This window comes from Skermania sp. ID1734 (genome assembly GCF_007489285.1).
GTDB lineage: Bacteria > Actinomycetota > Actinomycetes > Mycobacteriales > Mycobacteriaceae > ID1734.
Map to the genome: position 1 here is coordinate 43,220 of NZ_VLIY01000006.1, position 15,621 is coordinate 58,840.

The following is a 15,621-nucleotide window of genomic DNA, read 5'->3' on the forward strand; positions in this document are numbered from 1 at the left end:
CAGCCGTCGCTGTGGAAACCACCGTTGGCAATGCAGATCGGTTGGGATCGTCGAGCTCGACGTCCTGGGCGGATGCCACCAGCGATAAGCACGGTCGCGATCTCGCCCTCCGGACCTCAGCCCAGGCCGGTGGTGAGTGCCTGGATGCCGAGGCTGGTGGCCGAAACGACGATCCACAGGGAGGCGCCGAAGAGCAGCGGGGTCCAGCCGGTGCGACGCAGCGCACGCAGGTCGGTGGAAAGGCCGATCGCGGCCAGTGCCCAGGTGATCAGGAACAGCGATGCGGTGGAAAGCACGTTGTGCACGCCGAGCGGTAACGGTGCCACGGAGTTGAGAGTTGCCATGGCAACAAAGCCGACGAGGAACCAGGGAACCAGGCGAAGGATGCCGGGCCGAGTTTGGGTCGTGCCGCCTTCGGCCCGCTGGCGGCGGGCTGCGAGCGCCGCCACGACCAGCACCACTGGGATGATCATCAAGGCGCGGGTCAGCTTAACGACCACTGCGGTCTGGGTGGCGTCGGTGCCGTAGGCGGCGGCCGCGGCGACCACGGAGGATGTGTCATTCACCGCCGTGCCGGCGAAAACGCCGAAGGCGTGCTGCCCCATGCCAATCATGTGCCCGAGGACGGGGAAAACGAGTACGGCGGCAATGTTGAAGAAGAAGATGGTGGACAGGGCATAGGCGATGGTGGCGGGTTTTGGCTTGAGCACCGGCGTGACCGCGGCGATCGCCGACGCGCCGCAGATTGCGGTGCCGACTCCGATCAGGGTCCGCAGGTCGCCGTCGACACCGATCCGCCGGCCGAGCAGCTTGACCGCGAGAAAGCACGCAATGAGTGTCCCCGCCATCACCGGCAGCGCCGATTGACCCACCTCCCACGCCTTGGCCAGTGACAATTGCGTGCCGAGCAACACCACGGCCACCTGCAGCGCGAGGCCTCCGGTGAGACTGAAGCCGACTGTAAGCGCGGGGCGCCGGTGGGCCGGACGAGCTACCGCGGCCACGATGACGCCCAGCAGCACGCCAGCCACCGGCGCACCGAGAACGGGAACGAGACGCCCGACAACCGTGGCCACGGCCGCGACCGCGAGCGCGAGGAGGGCTCCGGGAAGGGCGCGGCGCAACCGGATGCTGCGTTGGCGTGATGCGGCTGGGCGGGTGGCGATTGTGCTTGCAGTCGTGCTCATATGGCAACGATCCCGCGCAACGATGCTCGACGGTACCCAAAGAACCGCTATCTATCCATAGAATTGTTCTATGCCTGAATCGCCGTCGGTCGACTCGCTTCGTCTCTTGATCGCGGTCGCGGACATGGGCTCGATCTCAGCGGCCGCCCGTGAGCTCGATCTATCGCAACCAAGTGCAAGTTCGCGGCTTCGGAACTTGGAGCGGCAGTTGCGACTTGATCTGCTCGACCGGCGGACCCGCGGCGCGGACTTGACCTCCGCGGGTGCGGCCGTCACCGAGTGGGCCCGCGGCGTGGTGGGCGCGATGGATGCCCTGCAGACGGGTGCGGAGGCCCTGCGAGCCGGGCATACCGTGCGCATCTCGTGTAGCCAGACCATCGCCGAATACCTCATGCCCGCCTGGCTGGCACGGCTGCGTGATCACACCACCGAGCCGGTGCATCTCAGTGTGGGCAACTCGGCCGCCGTCATCGCCGCCGTGCGCAGCCATGCAGCCGATCTCGGTTTCGTGGAGGGCACCACTGTGCCCGGCGACCTGGTCAGCCGCACGCTGCGAACCGATCGGCTGACGCTTGTGGTGGCGCCCGGGCACCGACTGACTCGGCGACGCCGACCGGTAACTGCCGACGAACTGGCGCAATTGGACCTCGTGACGCGGGAACCGGGAGCGGGAACGCGCGACGCTTTGGAGGCGGCACTCGCGGCAATCGGCTTGCGGCCCAACCGCGAAGCGGTGTCGCTGGGTACCAACGCTGCGGTCAAAGTGATGGTCGCGGCCGGAGAGCACGCCGCGGTGTTGTCCGAACTGGCGGTCGCAGCGGAACTCCGTGACGGTCGGTTGGTGGAGGTCCCGGTCTCAGGAATCGACCTGCGCCGACGCCTGCGCGCGGTTCGACGACGGGACGCCGCTCCTCGCGAGGTGATCTCCTCGCTGCTCGCTGTTGCCAGCGGTCGCGCGGCCGGGTCACCGCGCGCACTGCCTGCACAACGCACTAGGTAAGCGATGCAGGAGCAGTCTCAAAGTTCATCGGACGTGTCATAACGCCACTTCGCCGGACGCCTTTTGGACGCCGGCGCTGGTTGGCCGGTTCGTGCCGCGAACTCTGCGATATCGATGCGGCACGCGACCAGTTCGGCAACCGCTGCGTAGCCCCGAATAACGGAACGCGCCTTGACGATTCGGGTCGAATCGCCAAGGCGCGTTGCCGCAGCGCCAAAGGGCTACTTCGGCGGGGCAGGGGCGGGCTTGAAGGGGGCGTTGATCGTGTCTTGGTATTGGATTAGTGCGGCGATGGCGACGGGGCCGCCGACGACGAGCGCGCCGCCGATTGCGCCGATTGGTGCCAGTGCGGTTGCGCCGACCAGGCAGCCGGCGAGGGGTCCGGCGCCGAACATTGTTGCCAGCGGCGCGGTCGCCACGGCACCGGTGACGCCGCCGAGCAAGCAGCCGATGACGCCCCCGCCGACTGCACCCGCGACCGTACCGCCCGCGGCGCCAGCGGTAATGGTTTGCGCCATCCGGGTGAAGGCGGCCTGCTCTCGGTCATACGGCGTCTTCCACGGCGCACTGTCCTGGAACGGCAGTGCGACCGGGTGGTAGGCGGCGCGGGCCGGGTCCAGCGACGGCGTCAGGCGCGCCGTGTTGCCGGAGATGACCGCGTCGATGGGCAGCGCGACGTCGCCGATATTGAATTGGAGCGGGATGCCGGCCAGGACATCGCCTTTGGCGGAACGGATTTGGAACTGGCCGTGATCGACGACCAGCTGGCCATGATCGATGCTGATCACGTCCGTGGCGCCGTCCTGGTGGGCGGTGTAGTTCACCACCGACGCGACGTCGGGATTTGCTGGGGTGGAAGCATTTTCGGCTTGGGCGGTGCCGGCGGTGGCTGCGACAGTGGCCGCGGCGATTGCTGTCGCCGCGACGAAAGTGGTGATTTTCATTGTGTGCTCGCTTCGAGTGGGTTTCGGACGGGGAGTAGGGAAGGTTCGCGGGAGTTGCGACGACGACATGGTGATTTCACGGTGCGACAGACGTTTGCGGAGAGCTCATTTCCTTTCGGTAGCTGTGCCGGTCAGCTGAGGACCGTTCGTCGTTGGATGGTTGTGCGCGCGGTCGGCTCGGGCGGTTTCCTTGAGGAGGAGGGGTATGCCGATGTTGAGGGAGTGAATTCCGACGGTCGTGGCCAGCTTGAGCACTTCGAGGATTTCTCGATCGCTGATGCCGAGGGCGAGTGCAGCGCGGATGTGCCGGCGCAGTCCGGGCGCGTACAGATGAGTACAGGCGGCATCGACGGCGATGCAGAGCAGCTGGACTACCTCTGGGGAGAGCACGCCGCTCTCGTAGGGCTCCATCGTCGCCGTCAGGTATTGCTCGGTCCATTCGGGGTCGAGCTCTTCCAGGCCGTCCCAGAGCGGGTTCCAGGTTCCTGTCGCTTTCATCCGGTTCACGACGCCGCCGGCACTGTCCGGGTTCATTGCTGGCACCCACCGGTGTGTAGGGCTGCGTCGGTGGCGGCGCGGACCTGATCGACCGTCACACCGGGCGCGGTCTCGACCAAGTGAAGTCCCCGGTCGGTGACGTCGATGACGGCCAGGTTGGTGATGATGCGGTGCACCACGGCCTGCCCGGTCAGCGGCAGCGTGCAGTCCTGCACGATTTTGGGTTTGCCGCTCTTATCGGTGTGCTCCATGAGCACAATGACCCTGCGGGCACCGTGGACCAGGTCCATCGCCCCGCCCATGCCCTTGACCATCGCGCCGGGCACCATCCAGTTCGCCAGGTCGCCGGCTGCCGAAACCTGCATCCCGCCCAGGACGGCGGTGTCGATGTGGCCGCCGCGAATCATGGCGAAGGAGAGCGCGGAGTCGAAAAACGAAGCCCCCGGGTTGACGGTGACGGTTTCCTTGCCGGCGTTGATCAGGTCGGCGTCGACCTCGTCCGACGTCGGGTAGCGACCGGTACCCAATATCCCGTTCTCCGAATGCAACCTGATGTGCACGCCGGGGGGAAGGTGGTTGGGGATTAGCGTCGGTAACCCGATTCCGAGGTTGACGTACTGGCCGGGGGTAAGTTCTTCGGCGGCGCGGGCGGCCATCTGCGCGCGCGTCCACCCGAGCGTCGCGGTGTCGACTGCGGTGGTCATGACCATGCCTCTTTCGCCGCGGTGAGGGTGAGCTTTTCGATGTGCTTGTGCTGCACTCCGGTGGGCACGAGCCGGTCGACGAAGATCCCAGGTAGGTGGACATCGGCGGGGTTTATCTGGCCTGGCTCGAGCAGTTCTTCGACCTCGGCGATGCAGACCTTCCCGGCCATGGCAGCCAGGGGGTTGAAGTTCATCGCGGACTTGTTGAACACCAGGTTGCCCTCGGTGTCGCCGCGCAGTGCATGCACGAGAGCAAAGTCGGCCGTGATCGATTCTTCGAGCACATACCGTTTACCGGCGAATTCGCGAACTTCCTTGGCCGGGGAGGCCAGCGCGACCGAGCCGTCGGCGGCGTAGCGCCAGGGCAGTCCGCCTTCGGAGACCAGGGTGCCGACCCCGGCGGGGGTGAAGAACGCGGGGATGCCCGCACCTCCGGCGTGCAGCTTTTGTGCCAGCGTGCCCTGCGGGGTCAGTTCGACCTCGAGTTCACCGGACAGGTACTGCCGAGCGAACTCGGCGTTCTCCCCGACGTAGGAGGCGACGACGCGACGGATCTGCTTGCTGCGCAGCAGGATCCCCAAGCCGTGATCGTCGATGCCGCAGTTGTTGGAGAACACCTCGAGGTCGGTGGCGTCCCCGGCGGCGATGGCAGCGATCAACTGGTCGGGGATACCGCAAACCCCGAACCCGCCGACCGCGAGGGACGCCCCCGATGCGATGTCGGCGACGGCCTCGGCGGCGGTTGCATAGATGGTGGGCATTGGTTGTCTCCTCAGCGGCGTCCGGCGTGCTGGGCCGCGGTGTTGTCGATGAGGTCCTGCAGCAGTTCCTGGGCCATGGGCCAGGGGCCGTAGCCGGAGGCGGGGTTGAGGTGTCCGACGTTGCCCAGGTCGACCAGGCGGCTGCCCCATACTTCGGCCATGCCGGCGATCCGGCGATAGCTGCCGAGTGGGTCGTTTCGGCTGGCCGCGACGATGCTGGGGAACGGCAGCCTCCCGCGCGGAATGGGGTTCCATCCGGCGTTGTCGAGTTGTTCGGGGGTGGGATAGCCCGGGGGCATCGGCATTTCTAGGTCGGCTGGTGTGGCCAGCAGTGCGCCGGCGATCGGCCGGGTGGAGTGCTGGGCCCAGTGCACGGTGATCATGACGCCGGCGCTGTGGGCGACGAGCACGACAGGCCCGTCGATGTCGCGGAGCACGTCGTCGAGGGCGGCGACGCGGGCCGCTCGGCTGAGTTTGTCGTGTTCAAGTGGCGCCACGGTGCGTGCGTTGTCGAGCTGGTCGGCTAGCAGTGTCTGCCAGTGGTCGGCGACGTGGTCGCGCAGTCCGGGCACGATCACCACGGTCGGGGTCGAGTCGATGCTCACAAGAACTCTCCTTGTGTGGTCAGCCGGTGGTTGAGGGCGTGTAGGCGGCGTAGACCTGCCGGGTGCAGGCGTTTGCCGGCGAGCAGTGCTGCGATGGCTGCCAGGTACATCAGTGGGGATAGTTGCAGCGCTTCACGGAGTCCGAGGTGGTCGGCGAGAATGCCGATCACAAACGGGCCGAGAGCCAGGCCGAGCAGATTGTTGGCGACGGTGAGGGTGCCCATCGCCGAGGCTCGGATGGAGGTGTGGGTGAGGTTGGCGACCATGGCTGCGGTGGGTCCGGAGGAGCCCGCCGCACAGCAGGCGCCGATGCCGATCAGCACCAGTTGCCCGGCGCCGGCGTCGAGGTGGAAACCGACCCCGAGGCAGATCAGGGAGATGAGGCAGAACCCGACCGCGGCGCTCCATTTGCGGGTGATGTCACTGCGGCCGATGCGGTCGGTGATGATGCCGCAGACCACCATGCCGCTACCGACGAGGAGCACGACAGCGGAGGCGACCACGCCTGCTTTGTCGGGGGCGAAGTGGTAGTAGCGGTTGAAGAAGCTCGGCATCCACGCCAGAAGTACTGCGGCCGTGAACATTTGCAGACCGCCGCCGACGTAGGCGCACAGTACGGCCGGGTTGGTGAACAGGCTCGATACCGGGGCACGGAACCGTGGCAGCGCGGGGTTGCCGGTTTCCGGTTCGTCGACGGCGTGACGGGCAAGTTTTGTTTCGGTGATCAGGGCGCGGAAGAAGGCGACCAGGATCAGTCCGAGCACGGCCATGGCGGCGAACGACCAGCGCCAGCCCAGATGTACAGCGATGACACCGCCGAGTGCGACGCCGACGACCGAGCCGAAGGAGCCGCCGGCCATGAACGCGCCGCTGAGCGTGGCGTGGACGCGGGGGGCGAAAACGCTGAGCACCAACGCGATTCCGACACTGCCGTAGGCGGCTTCACCGACTCCGACGAGGAAGCGGGCGCCGAGCATCTGCTCGTAGTTGCTCGCGATAGCGCACAGCAATGTCGCCACCGACCACAGCACGGCCATCAGCGTCAGGCTTTTGACCCGGCCCCACCGGTCGGCCAGCAGCGACAGCGGCAGCGTGAGCAGTCCGACCATGAGCGCGACGATGCTAGTCAGCGACGCCAGCCGCGAATCTGACAGAGCCCATTCGGATTTGAGGAAGGGAAACACGGCGCTGAGCACCTGCCGGGACATGTAGTCCGACAGCAGCAGCGCGAAGGTGAGGGCGAAAACCAGCCACGGGAAGATCCGCGACCGGGTCCGCGGCGCGGTGGAGGTCACGGCGTAGGGCGGGGTCTCCGCGGCCGGGGCGTGCAGGCCCATGAATACTCCTGGTACGAGGGGGTGATGACGATCAGGGTTGTGGTTGCGGGCGCGAGAGTGCGCGTCTCGCGCCCGCTGTCGGTGAATGCTGTTGGCGCTCAGGCGTGCTGGGTGAACCCAACCTGGCCGGGCCTGCGGTTGGGGGCGTAGCCGAGTTTGGCCAACGTCTCGTCGACGCTCGAATACTGTTCGCCGATGCGGTAGATGTCGCGTGCTTCCTTGCCGTCGGCGACGTCGCGGTCGAGTTCCTCGGCGATGCGCACCAACTGCTTGACCTGATCGACCGACTTGATCTTTTCGCCCTTACGGCCCCACAGGGTGTCTTCGTTGCCGCAACGGGTGTGCAATCCGAATGCGATCGCCATCGCGTTGACCGGAAGGACGCTGCGCATCAACGTTTCCAGGGTCAGGCAGGCACCGTCGGGTACGCGTTGGATGAAGTTCATGATGTTGTAGGGGTTGGGGCCATCGAACCCGCCGCCGATACCGACCCAGGTCAGATTCAACGGACCCATGTACTTTCCGCGCCGGATCAGCCGCTCGACCGTCTCGAGCTGCGGGATACTGGACAGCTGGAAGTGGGGCTGAATACCGTTGGCCGTCAGCCGTCGCAGGTGCTCCTCTACCCAGGCCGGGCCCGCTGGCACCGTCATCTCCCGATACGTCTCATACAGCTCCGGGCGCGACATCGACGTGCCGGCAATGTCGTCGTCGGTCATCAGCTCGATGATGTTCATCTGGCTGGTGTTGATCGCAATGGTCACCTGATCCGGCTTGGGATCCAGCTCGGCCAGCATGTGCCGGGTGTCATCGGAAAGCCACTTCGCATCCGCGCCTTCACCTTCGGGCGCGAACGAGATAGAGCCACCGACTTGCAGGATCATGTCCGGCACGGCCTCGCGCAGCCCGGTGAGCAGTTCGTTGAACTTCGACAGCCGCTTGGAACCCTTGCCGTCGAGTTCGCGGACGTGGATATGCAGCACGGTCGCGCCGGCCTCGTAGCAGTCCACCGCCTGCTGCACATGCTGCTCGATGGTCAGGGGCAGATCCTCGCGGAAGTCGTCGAGCTCCCACTCCGGCCCGTACGGGGCCGCCGTGATCACCAGCTTGTCCTGGTTCTCCGGGAATAGTGCGTCGTCGTGGAAATGCATTTCGGGTTGCTCCAATCGATTGATTTACGAGATACGTTGTGGCAGAGAGCGGTTTGATTTCAGAACGGACGATCGCCGACGATTCCGGCGCGTTCCATCTTGCGGATGCCGGGCCAATAGTCTTGTACCGCATAGTGTTGGGTGCAGCGGTTGTCCCAGATGGCGAAGCTGTTGTTCGTCCAGCGCCAGCGCACCTGGTATTCCGGGATGGCCGCCCGGCTGAGCAGGTAGTTGAGCAGGTTGGCCGCGCCGGGCGCGTAATCGATTCCGTGGCGGACGTTTTCGGGAGTGTGGTAATTCACGAAGTGGGTGGTGAAGGAGTTGACGAACAGGATCTTTTCGCCCGTCTCCGGATGCGTTCGCACCACGGGATGTTCGGCGTCGGGGAAGCGGTCCTTGAGCTGGTGCCGCTCCTCGATAGGTAGGCGCGCGCCGAAGGTGGCCTCGATGCTGTGCCGCGCCCGCAGCCCGGCGATCTTTTCCTTGAGGTCCTCGGGCAGGTCCGCGTAGACGGCGGCCATGTTCACCCAGATGGTGTCGCCACCGACCGTCGGGCCCTCCACGCACCGCAATACCGAACCCATCGGCGGGTTCTCCCTCCACGTCGCGTCGCAGTGGTAGGCGTTCTCGAAGTGCTCGGCCGGGCTGTCGAGATCCTTGTAGATCCGAACCAACCCGGGGTAGTGGGGATCGCTGCCGAGCCTCGGGTGGTCCTCGAGTGTGCCGAAGCGTTCGGCCAGCGCCACATGCTCGGCGCGGGTGATGTCCTGGTTGCGGAAAAACAGCACCTTGTGCTCGAGCAGCATGGCCCGCAGCCTCGCGAAAAGCAGGTCGTCGCGGGAAACCTCGCCGAGGTCTACGTCGAAGACCTCCGCGCCGATGGTGCAGGTGAGCCTGTCGTGCGCGAACGGCTCTAATTCCGTCGCGGCGCGCCGAGCCAGCACACTCTTGGTCATGGTCATTTCCTTTCCGGTGATCGAAGGAGGGCTCAGAGCCGGAAAACCGAGGACCCGACACTGCGACCGGATTCCAGGTCGTGGTGTGCCTGGACGGCATCGGCCAGGTCGTAGCGCTGATTGATTTCGATGGAGATGCGTCCAGCAGCCACATGTCCGAACAGCTCGTCGGCGAGTTCGGCCCGCTCGGCCGGATCGGCGATGTAGTCGGCAAGCGCCGGCCGCGTGACGTACACAGATCCCTGAACGGCCAATTGCATGGCGTCGATGGGTGGGATAGGACCCGACGCGGTGCCGAAGCACACCAGCAACCCGCGGCGGGTCACGCATTTCAGCGAGGTGTGATAGGTCGTGGCGCCGATGCTGTCGTACACCACTGGCACACCTTTGCCGTCGGTCAGTTCCAGAACCCGCTGCGCGACATCTTCTTTGCGGTAGACGATGACCTCGTCGCAGCCGTGGGCGCGCGCCACCGCCGCCTTCTCCTCGGTCGAGACGGTGCCGATAACCCGGAGGCCCAGCAGCTTGGCCCACTGACTGAAGATCAACCCGACACCGCCGGCCGCGGCCTGCAACAGCACAGTGTCGCCGGAGTTTAGCGGCCAAATACGACGCAACAGGTAGGCAGTGGTCAGTCCCCGCATGGTCATGGCGGCGGCCGTGTCGAACGCAATGGCGTCAGGCAGTTTGATCAAATGTTGCGCTGGCATAAGCCTTTCGGTGCTGTAGGCGCCGAGCGGGCTACCGGTGTACGTAACGCGATCACCAGGCGCGAACTCCGCAACCCCGGCACCCACGGCCTCGATGACCCCGGCAGCCTCGACCCCCATCCCCGCGGGGAGCGGTGCCGGGTACAAGCCGGTGCGGAAATAGGTGTCGGCGAAGTTCAATCCCACCGCTTCATGCCGGATCCGAACCTCGCCGGTGCCGGGCTCGCCGACCTCGACGGACTCCCAACGCATGACCTCGGGAGCTCCGGTTTCATAGAAGCGAACAGCTTTCGCCACGGTGTTGTCTCCTTTTCGAGTCCCTCGATGTGATCCAGAGCGGATCGGGGAGCTGATGTGATGACAACAACACTAAGAAGAGCCCGAGTACGTTTCTTATCCCTGCGGGACAGAGTTCTATTCACTTCGAGACATGGAATGCGGCGTGTATCCGGCCGGCCGCGTCAACGCGCGTTTTGCAGGCGCCATTCTTTCGGGCTGGTGCCGAACTGTTTCTTGAACCAACGCGAGAAGTTGCTCGGCGATGAAAACGCCAGCATGTCAGAGACTTCGATCAACGAGTGCGCGCGGTTGGCCACCAGGTGGGCAGCTAATTCTGCTCGGGTGGAGTCCAGCAGAGAGGAGAACGTCAGCCCCTCGGCAGCGAGTTTGCGGTGCACCGTCCGTCGGTCGACACCGAGGCTCAGCGCCACCTGATCAACCGAACAGCGTCCGGTAGGCAGCAGCAACTCGATCAATTCGCGCACACGATGCTGCGTTGTCGAATCCGGTGCCGCCATCGATTCCAGAAACTGCTGGGCATACGAACGCAACAGTGGATCCGACATCGCATTCGGAGCATCGAGATCGCTTGTGGGGAAGGAGATTCCGTCAAATCCCCGATCAAACCGCGCAACGGCACCAAACAGCCGGCGGTATGTATCGCTGTGGTTCGGGGCGGCGTGCGAAAAGGAGACGGCAATGGGTCGCCAGTCCGGTCCCAGAAAGTCCTTCAGGAGCCGGTACAGAACTCCTACCGCTAAATCCACCGACTGGCGCAATTGGGCGGGCTGACCCACGTCGATCGAAAGCATCAGCGAGCAAATGCCATCTCGATCGATCATGCGGGCGTGCACCGCCTCGTTGTACATGCGGTGGTAGCGCATGAGGATCCGCAGCGCGCTACGTACGTCCGGCTCCTCACGTATCACCAGGCTCAACGGCCCCAGGTTGGACAGGCGCCGACGCTCGACGAGGGCCAGGCCGAAATCGTCCCGTTCTGTTGCCGCTGCCGAACGCTCGAGGACTTCGGCGATCGCTGCGGCCGGCACCCACCGGTCCTGCAAGTCGATGCTTGCCGGATCCAACCCGCAGTCACGGATCAATTGGGTCGGATCCAGCCCGAGTTTGCTCGCGACGTCGACGTAGTTGGCCAGTGAGGCATACCGCGCGAGCGGTTTCATGACGACACAGTATGTCTTGAATGGAAGAAAACGTGCCCTTAAGGGGATGTGACCCGTGACGGTTTTTCTCGACCATCACCGTTTCGGAGCGGATCAACATGCGGGTCAGGGTAGGAGGGGCTTGGGGGCGGCTGTCCGGCCGGCCTCGAGATCGTCGAGCGCCTTCTGGAAGTCAGCGAGCGGGTAGTGCACGCTCGCCACTGTCAGCTTCTCCAGACAAGCGAATTTTCGGTGTGCGCCCGATGCCCGCGGAGACTCCAGCGCTGCGCGAAGCTGCGGCGGAGTTATCCGTGCGATATCGGATCGTTTTGTCGCAGCGTTGATTCCGTTCTCTTTGTGGGTGAGGCTGGCAGCCCCACTGCAGGAGTTGCGGATTCCACCATGCACGGTGCGCGGTGCACCTCGAGTGTGGGATTGACCAACCTGACCGCAAGTGCGCGGGCTTGCTCGATTCGCGTGAAGCCTTGTCCATGGGGCACTTTCGTGGCCATCGTGGTGAGGGCTAGTCCCCGCCGCTTAGAGGATGATGACGACCTTGCCGTGCACGTGCCGACCGGCCTGTAGCTCGACCGCAGCGCGGATCTGCTCGACGGGAAAGGTTGCCGCGATCGGTACCCGAAGGCGACCCGATGCAACCAGCCCGGCGATTTCCTCGATGGCCCCGGGTGCTGCGTTGGCGCCGTTTGCCGGGGTGATTCCGTCGACCCGGGCGGCGATCGTGGTGATGCGTTCGTCCGGTACCCCGAGTTCGCGCGCAGCCTGCGCCGTGTCTGTCCCGTGCAGATCCATCGCCGCAGTGACGCCGGCGGGAGCCAGCGCACGCACTCGATCGACAAGACCGTCGCCGTAGGTGACCGGCTCGGCCCCGAGGGCTCGCAGGGCATCGGCCGAGGTTGCCGACCCCGTCCCGAGGACGCGCGCACCCGCGAGGCGCGCGAGCTGGACAGCGAACACACCTACCCCGCCGCCCGCGCCACCGATGAGCACGGTGTCGTTCGGGCCCGCGTTGACCACGGCCAGAGCTGCGGCCGCCGTGGAGCCGGCGATAGCAAGGGTGGCGGCAGTGCGGTCGTCGACACCGTCAGGGGTGCGGTGCGCTTCGCCGCCCACGGCGATGGGCCCTGCCTCGTCGATGACGACGTAATCGGCGACCGCGCGCGACAGCGCGCCGCCGAACACCCGGTCACCGACCGCGAATTTGCTCACGCCGTCCCCGACCTCGTCCACGATGCCGGCATAGTCGGTGCCGAATCCGCACGGCAGGGCTAAGCCGAATCGTGCGGCGGTCTCTGCGTCAGAGGTCATGAACCAGTCCATCGGGTTCAGGCCAGCCGCAGTAACGCGCACGCGGATCTGCCCCGGGCCGGCGTGCGGCACCGGTACCTCCCGGATGCGCAAGGCCTCAGGTCCGCCGAACGACTCGAACTGGACCGCCCGGCTCGCGATTGGGTTGATGCTCGGTTCTGTCATGTCTCACCTGTCTCGTGCCGCGGCTCATGAAGCACCGTAAACGAACTATGCTCCGGTTAAGTGACACAAATCTAACACAACTGGAGCGTGATCCGTTTTGTCCGGCGTAGAGATCCGAAGACCACGCGCGGACGCGACCCGCAATCGCCAGCAGCTACTGGACGCGGCGACCCGATTGTTCGCTTCTGGCCAGGCCGAACCGTCTATGCGCGCGATCGCCACCGAAGCCGGAGTCGGCATCGCCACTCTCTACCGGCACTTTCCCACCCGCGAGGCGCTGGTCGAGGCGGTCTACCGCGACCACGTGTCGCGGCTCACCGCTGGTGCCCGTGAACTAATCTGCCAACTCGACCCGCCGGCGGCGCTGCGGCGCTGGATGGACCTGTTCGGCGAGTGGATCGCGACCAAGAACGGGATGCTCGACACGCTGCTGGCGATGGTCGAATCGGGCGAGATCGCCCATGCCCGCACCCGCACCGAGTTGCTCGCGGCCATCGACGACATCCTCGAGGCTGGTCGGGCGAGCGCGCAAATCCGCGCCGACGTTCCCGCCGAAGACATCGCTGCCGCTCTCATCGGTATCTTCACCGTCGCTAGCCTGCCCGAGCACGAGGCGCTGGCGGCTCGCCTGTTGGACCTGCTGATGGACGGACTGCGGCCTTAGCCGCGCAGCCGAGAAACCGTGGCTGAGTGAGGGTCCCGGTGATCGACGCGCCAGTCCGAAGCCACTCCAACTCGCGTCTTTGTGACTGTTGCCGTGTTGGGCTTTTTTGCCGAGGATCTACGTGTCCAATAGGGCTGTCCGTCACGTCGTCGGTCGCTGATGTCGACGGGACGTTGAAACGATTCACGTCGCCACCGGTGTCAGCGGCCGTATGCCGGTATAGGCGGGGAATGTGTTGAGTAAGTGTTGACCTGACGAAATCGCGCTGGTCAGGGTGGTTCGGATTCGCGCGCCGGTGGTCGTCTGCTGTTCGCGCATGTCCGTCCCAAATGCTCTTGCGTCGGTGATGAGTCGGTGGGGCATTCGCTGGTTCCTTCGGAAGCCTTGATGGGTGTCCTCGCGTTCGCGTCTCGATTGTTGCGGCGTTCGCGAAGTCGTTGCGCGTCGTCCGTCGGGGGAATCGGTGACAGCTCCGGGGGTGTCGGGGCCGGTTGATAGTTTCGCGGCGTGGCTCGAGGGGACGTCATACGCGTGGAGGAGGCCAAGGTTCTTGGCTATCTGCTTGCCGTTGATCATCCGGTGGGCGGTGGTAAGGCGGCGAACTTTCTGGCTGCCGGGTACGTCAGGGAAGACTGGCAGCGGTTGCAGGCAGATTTGGTTCAGATCGGGCGAAACGGTGAGATTGCGGCGAGGGTGGAAACGCAATTCGGTGTCAAGGTCGTTATCGATGGAGCGGTGAATTCACCTAGCGGAGCATCGATCGCATTACGTACCGTATGGATCAGCGATAATTCGGACGCGGTGCTGCGCCTGGTGACGGCGTACCCGCGGTGAAGGAGGCAGGCGAGGTGACGCACCGAGAGCATGACGTTGTGGTCCTGACGCGCGACCTGCCGGGTGAAGGTTTGGTCGCTGGTGATGTCGGCGCGATCGTCGGTTGCTACGCATCCGGTGGGTATGAAGTCGAATTCGCAGCCGCCGACGGCAGCACATTCGCTGTGGTCACGTTGTCCGGTGATGATCTGCGTTCCAGGACGCGTCGCGAAATCCTGCATGTGCGCGAAGTGGCCTGAACTCAGCCACGTTTCCGCGATCCGCTTGGCGCGTTCGCGATCTCCTGTTCGGCAACGCACCGGAATAATCGTCGCGCTGTGACCATCAACCATCGCTTTGAGCGAACCGGACATGGTATCGCCGACAGATGCGGACGAATGAATCCCGATTTCAGTGGTTGAAGTTCGCGTACCCGCGGCGAAAGTGTTGAGTAAGTGTTGAGGGCGAAATCACGCCCCACGAGCGCGCCTTCTGAACCGGAAACCGCTGGTAGACCATGGTTTTGGTGCGCCATCAGGGACTCGAACCCCGAACCCGCTGTTAACAAAGGATTGCTGCGACAGGATGCAAGCCGGTGCTGAACGATGTTGCTGCACTTACACTCTAGTGGTTGGGTTATGCCGATATCTGCGCGTTGATGCACGCTGCTGCGGATAAATGTGCGTCATAAACGCGTCACGGAATCAAGGGGAAGTGATGGCAGTGGACGAGCATGACGTAAGGGTGTTCGGCAATGGCCGATCTTGGTCTGTGCGGATGCGGATCGGGCAGACGGCATGGGAGTCGATGGGCCGCTACCCGACGAAGGCGGAGGCGATCGCGGCACGTAAACGACTCCTGGCCGACTACGGTAACTAGGATCGGGAGTTGCGGGCCTTGACGGTCCCGTCGTTGTCCAGTCGCAGCGAAACCCGCACGCAACGTGGTGTCCAGCGTGCGGGTTTCGTCGTGTCTGGGGCGCTAGTCGGCCGGGTCGGCGATGCTCTGCACCCTACTTTTCTGCGACTACCGCCATCGCCGCGGTGACCATATCGCCTAACGTAGCCAGACCGAATTCCTCGAGGCTGGCGGCAACGTCTCGCAAGATGGCCGCACCCTCAGGGGCAGGGTGCTGGTCACCGTGTGCCCGCATGTCGGCCGCGGTCCACGCACGGAGTGGGCGAACAGTCCTGCCGGCGACCACGCGCAGACGGTCCAGGTCAAGGTTGTCGATTTCGGTCATTCGATTGCTCCAGCGCGTCGGGTGAAAGGGGTTTGGGTCACCGCGAACTGTAGCGTACGAAAGCCACGAGCACTGACTTAATTTATTGTGCGCGTGGCGATTTCGTAGTTACTACGGT

The 15,621-nt window shown here is 64.8% G+C and carries 18 protein-coding genes; 5 read left to right on the forward strand and 13 right to left on the reverse strand.

Going from position 1 to position 15,621, the window contains the following annotated elements:
- Positions 1-116: 116 nt before the first annotated feature.
- On the reverse strand, positions 117-1,187 hold the full coding sequence (locus FOS14_RS08925) for a YeiH family protein (protein WP_143769952.1): 1,071 nt from the start codon (positions 1,185-1,187) through the stop codon (positions 117-119).
- A 70-nt stretch (positions 1,188-1,257) separates the two neighbouring features.
- On the opposite strand from FOS14_RS08925, the gene FOS14_RS08930 reads away from it, so the two are divergent.
- Positions 1,258-2,187 carry a LysR family transcriptional regulator gene (locus FOS14_RS08930; RefSeq protein ID WP_143769953.1) on the forward strand — a complete coding sequence of 310 codons (930 nt, stop codon included), beginning with the start codon at positions 1,258-1,260 and terminating at the stop codon, positions 2,185-2,187.
- 221 nt (positions 2,188-2,408) lie between these two features.
- Here the strand turns inward: FOS14_RS08930 and FOS14_RS08935 are convergent, their stop codons facing one another.
- From FOS14_RS08935 to FOS14_RS08985, 11 genes are all read right to left on the reverse strand, one after another.
- Positions 2,409-3,131 (reverse strand): hypothetical protein, encoded by a 723-nt coding sequence (locus tag FOS14_RS08935; protein WP_143769954.1) that lies wholly within the window; start codon positions 3,129-3,131, stop codon positions 2,409-2,411.
- A gap of 105 nt (positions 3,132-3,236) precedes the next feature.
- The gene (locus FOS14_RS08940) at positions 3,237-3,665 is read right to left on the reverse strand and encodes a carboxymuconolactone decarboxylase family protein (RefSeq protein ID WP_255450189.1); all 429 of its coding nucleotides are present in this window, start codon (positions 3,663-3,665) and stop codon (positions 3,237-3,239) included.
- Positions 3,662-4,333 (reverse strand): CoA transferase subunit B, encoded by a 672-nt coding sequence (locus FOS14_RS08945; RefSeq protein ID WP_143769955.1) that lies wholly within the window; start codon positions 4,331-4,333, stop codon positions 3,662-3,664. Before FOS14_RS08945 ends, FOS14_RS08940 begins: the two co-directional genes overlap by 4 nt.
- Positions 4,330-5,094 (reverse strand): CoA transferase subunit A, encoded by a 765-nt coding sequence (locus FOS14_RS08950; RefSeq protein ID WP_143769956.1) that lies wholly within the window; start codon positions 5,092-5,094, stop codon positions 4,330-4,332. Before FOS14_RS08950 ends, FOS14_RS08945 begins: the two co-directional genes overlap by 4 nt.
- 11 nt (positions 5,095-5,105) lie before the next feature.
- The gene (locus FOS14_RS08955; protein WP_143769957.1) at positions 5,106-5,699 is read right to left on the reverse strand and encodes an alpha/beta hydrolase; all 594 of its coding nucleotides are present in this window, start codon (positions 5,697-5,699) and stop codon (positions 5,106-5,108) included.
- Positions 5,696-7,036, reverse strand: coding sequence for an MFS transporter (locus FOS14_RS08960; RefSeq protein ID WP_143769958.1), 1,341 nt, complete (start codon positions 7,034-7,036; stop codon positions 5,696-5,698). Before FOS14_RS08960 ends, FOS14_RS08955 begins: the two co-directional genes overlap by 4 nt.
- Before the next feature lie 98 nt (positions 7,037-7,134).
- On the reverse strand, positions 7,135-8,187 hold the full coding sequence (locus tag FOS14_RS08965) for a 3-keto-5-aminohexanoate cleavage protein (RefSeq protein WP_143769959.1): 1,053 nt from the start codon (positions 8,185-8,187) through the stop codon (positions 7,135-7,137).
- Between the two features lie 59 nt (positions 8,188-8,246).
- Positions 8,247-9,143, reverse strand: a complete 897-nt coding sequence (locus FOS14_RS08970) for a TauD/TfdA dioxygenase family protein (protein ID WP_370512194.1) — start codon at positions 9,141-9,143, stop codon at positions 8,247-8,249.
- Positions 9,144-9,175: 32 nt separating this feature from the next.
- Complete coding sequence (locus FOS14_RS08975; RefSeq protein ID WP_143769961.1) at positions 9,176-10,150, reverse strand: quinone oxidoreductase; 975 nt, start codon at positions 10,148-10,150, stop codon at positions 9,176-9,178.
- Between the two features lie 164 nt (positions 10,151-10,314).
- On the reverse strand, positions 10,315-11,313 hold the full coding sequence (locus FOS14_RS08980; protein ID WP_143769962.1) for an AraC family transcriptional regulator: 999 nt from the start codon (positions 11,311-11,313) through the stop codon (positions 10,315-10,317).
- Positions 11,314-11,829: 516 nt separating this feature from the next.
- Positions 11,830-12,783 carry an NADP-dependent oxidoreductase gene (locus FOS14_RS08985; protein ID WP_143769963.1) on the reverse strand — a complete coding sequence of 318 codons (954 nt, stop codon included), beginning with the start codon at positions 12,781-12,783 and terminating at the stop codon, positions 11,830-11,832.
- A 97-nt stretch (positions 12,784-12,880) separates the two neighbouring features.
- Here FOS14_RS08985 and FOS14_RS08990 point away from each other — a divergent pair, with 97 nt between their 5' ends.
- From FOS14_RS08990 to FOS14_RS24680, 4 genes are all read left to right on the forward strand, one after another.
- Positions 12,881-13,447: a TetR/AcrR family transcriptional regulator gene (locus FOS14_RS08990; RefSeq protein WP_143769964.1), complete on the forward strand. Its 567-nt coding sequence runs from the start codon at positions 12,881-12,883 to the stop codon at positions 13,445-13,447.
- A 531-nt stretch (positions 13,448-13,978) separates the two neighbouring features.
- Complete coding sequence (locus FOS14_RS08995) at positions 13,979-14,281, forward strand: DUF6883 domain-containing protein (protein WP_143769965.1); 303 nt, start codon at positions 13,979-13,981, stop codon at positions 14,279-14,281.
- Between the two features lie 14 nt (positions 14,282-14,295).
- Positions 14,296-14,520, forward strand: a complete 225-nt coding sequence (locus FOS14_RS09000) for a DUF4926 domain-containing protein (protein ID WP_143769966.1) — start codon at positions 14,296-14,298, stop codon at positions 14,518-14,520.
- A gap of 457 nt (positions 14,521-14,977) precedes the next feature.
- A complete protein-coding gene (locus FOS14_RS24680; protein ID WP_185981697.1) occupies positions 14,978-15,139 on the forward strand; it encodes a hypothetical protein in 162 nt (53 codons plus the stop codon).
- A gap of 133 nt (positions 15,140-15,272) precedes the next feature.
- Here FOS14_RS24680 and FOS14_RS09005 read toward each other — a convergent pair whose 3' ends face one another.
- Entirely contained in the window at positions 15,273-15,503 is a 231-nt protein-coding gene (locus tag FOS14_RS09005) for a hypothetical protein (protein ID WP_143769967.1), read from the reverse strand.
- Positions 15,504-15,621 lie beyond the last annotated feature (118 nt).

Bases quoted from the DNA above. Each gene is read 5' to 3' on its own strand.
- FOS14_RS08925 (WP_143769952.1), bottom strand. From the start codon at position 1,187: ATGAGCACGACTGCAAGCACAATCGCCACCCGCCCAGCCGCATCACGC.
- FOS14_RS08930 (WP_143769953.1), top strand. From the start codon at position 1,258: ATGCCTGAATCGCCGTCGGTCGACTCGCTTCGTCTCTTGATCGCGGTC.
- FOS14_RS08935 (WP_143769954.1), bottom strand. From the start codon at position 3,131: ATGAAAATCACCACTTTCGTCGCGGCGACAGCAATCGCCGCGGCCACT.
- FOS14_RS08940 (WP_255450189.1), bottom strand. From the start codon at position 3,665: ATGAACCCGGACAGTGCCGGCGGCGTCGTGAACCGGATGAAAGCGACA.
- FOS14_RS08945 (WP_143769955.1), bottom strand. From the start codon at position 4,333: ATGACCACCGCAGTCGACACCGCGACGCTCGGGTGGACGCGCGCGCAG.
- FOS14_RS08950 (WP_143769956.1), bottom strand. From the start codon at position 5,094: ATGCCCACCATCTATGCAACCGCCGCCGAGGCCGTCGCCGACATCGCA.
- FOS14_RS08960 (WP_143769958.1), bottom strand. From the start codon at position 7,036: ATGGGCCTGCACGCCCCGGCCGCGGAGACCCCGCCCTACGCCGTGACC.
- FOS14_RS08965 (WP_143769959.1), bottom strand. From the start codon at position 8,187: ATGCATTTCCACGACGACGCACTATTCCCGGAGAACCAGGACAAGCTG.
- FOS14_RS08970 (WP_370512194.1), bottom strand. From the start codon at position 9,143: ATGACCAAGAGTGTGCTGGCTCGGCGCGCCGCGACGGAATTAGAGCCG.
- FOS14_RS08980 (WP_143769962.1), bottom strand. From the start codon at position 11,313: ATGAAACCGCTCGCGCGGTATGCCTCACTGGCCAACTACGTCGACGTC.
- FOS14_RS08985 (WP_143769963.1), bottom strand. From the start codon at position 12,783: ATGACAGAACCGAGCATCAACCCAATCGCGAGCCGGGCGGTCCAGTTC.
- FOS14_RS24680 (WP_185981697.1), top strand. From the start codon at position 14,978: ATGGCAGTGGACGAGCATGACGTAAGGGTGTTCGGCAATGGCCGATCT.
- FOS14_RS09005 (WP_143769967.1), bottom strand. From the start codon at position 15,503: ATGACCGAAATCGACAACCTTGACCTGGACCGTCTGCGCGTGGTCGCC.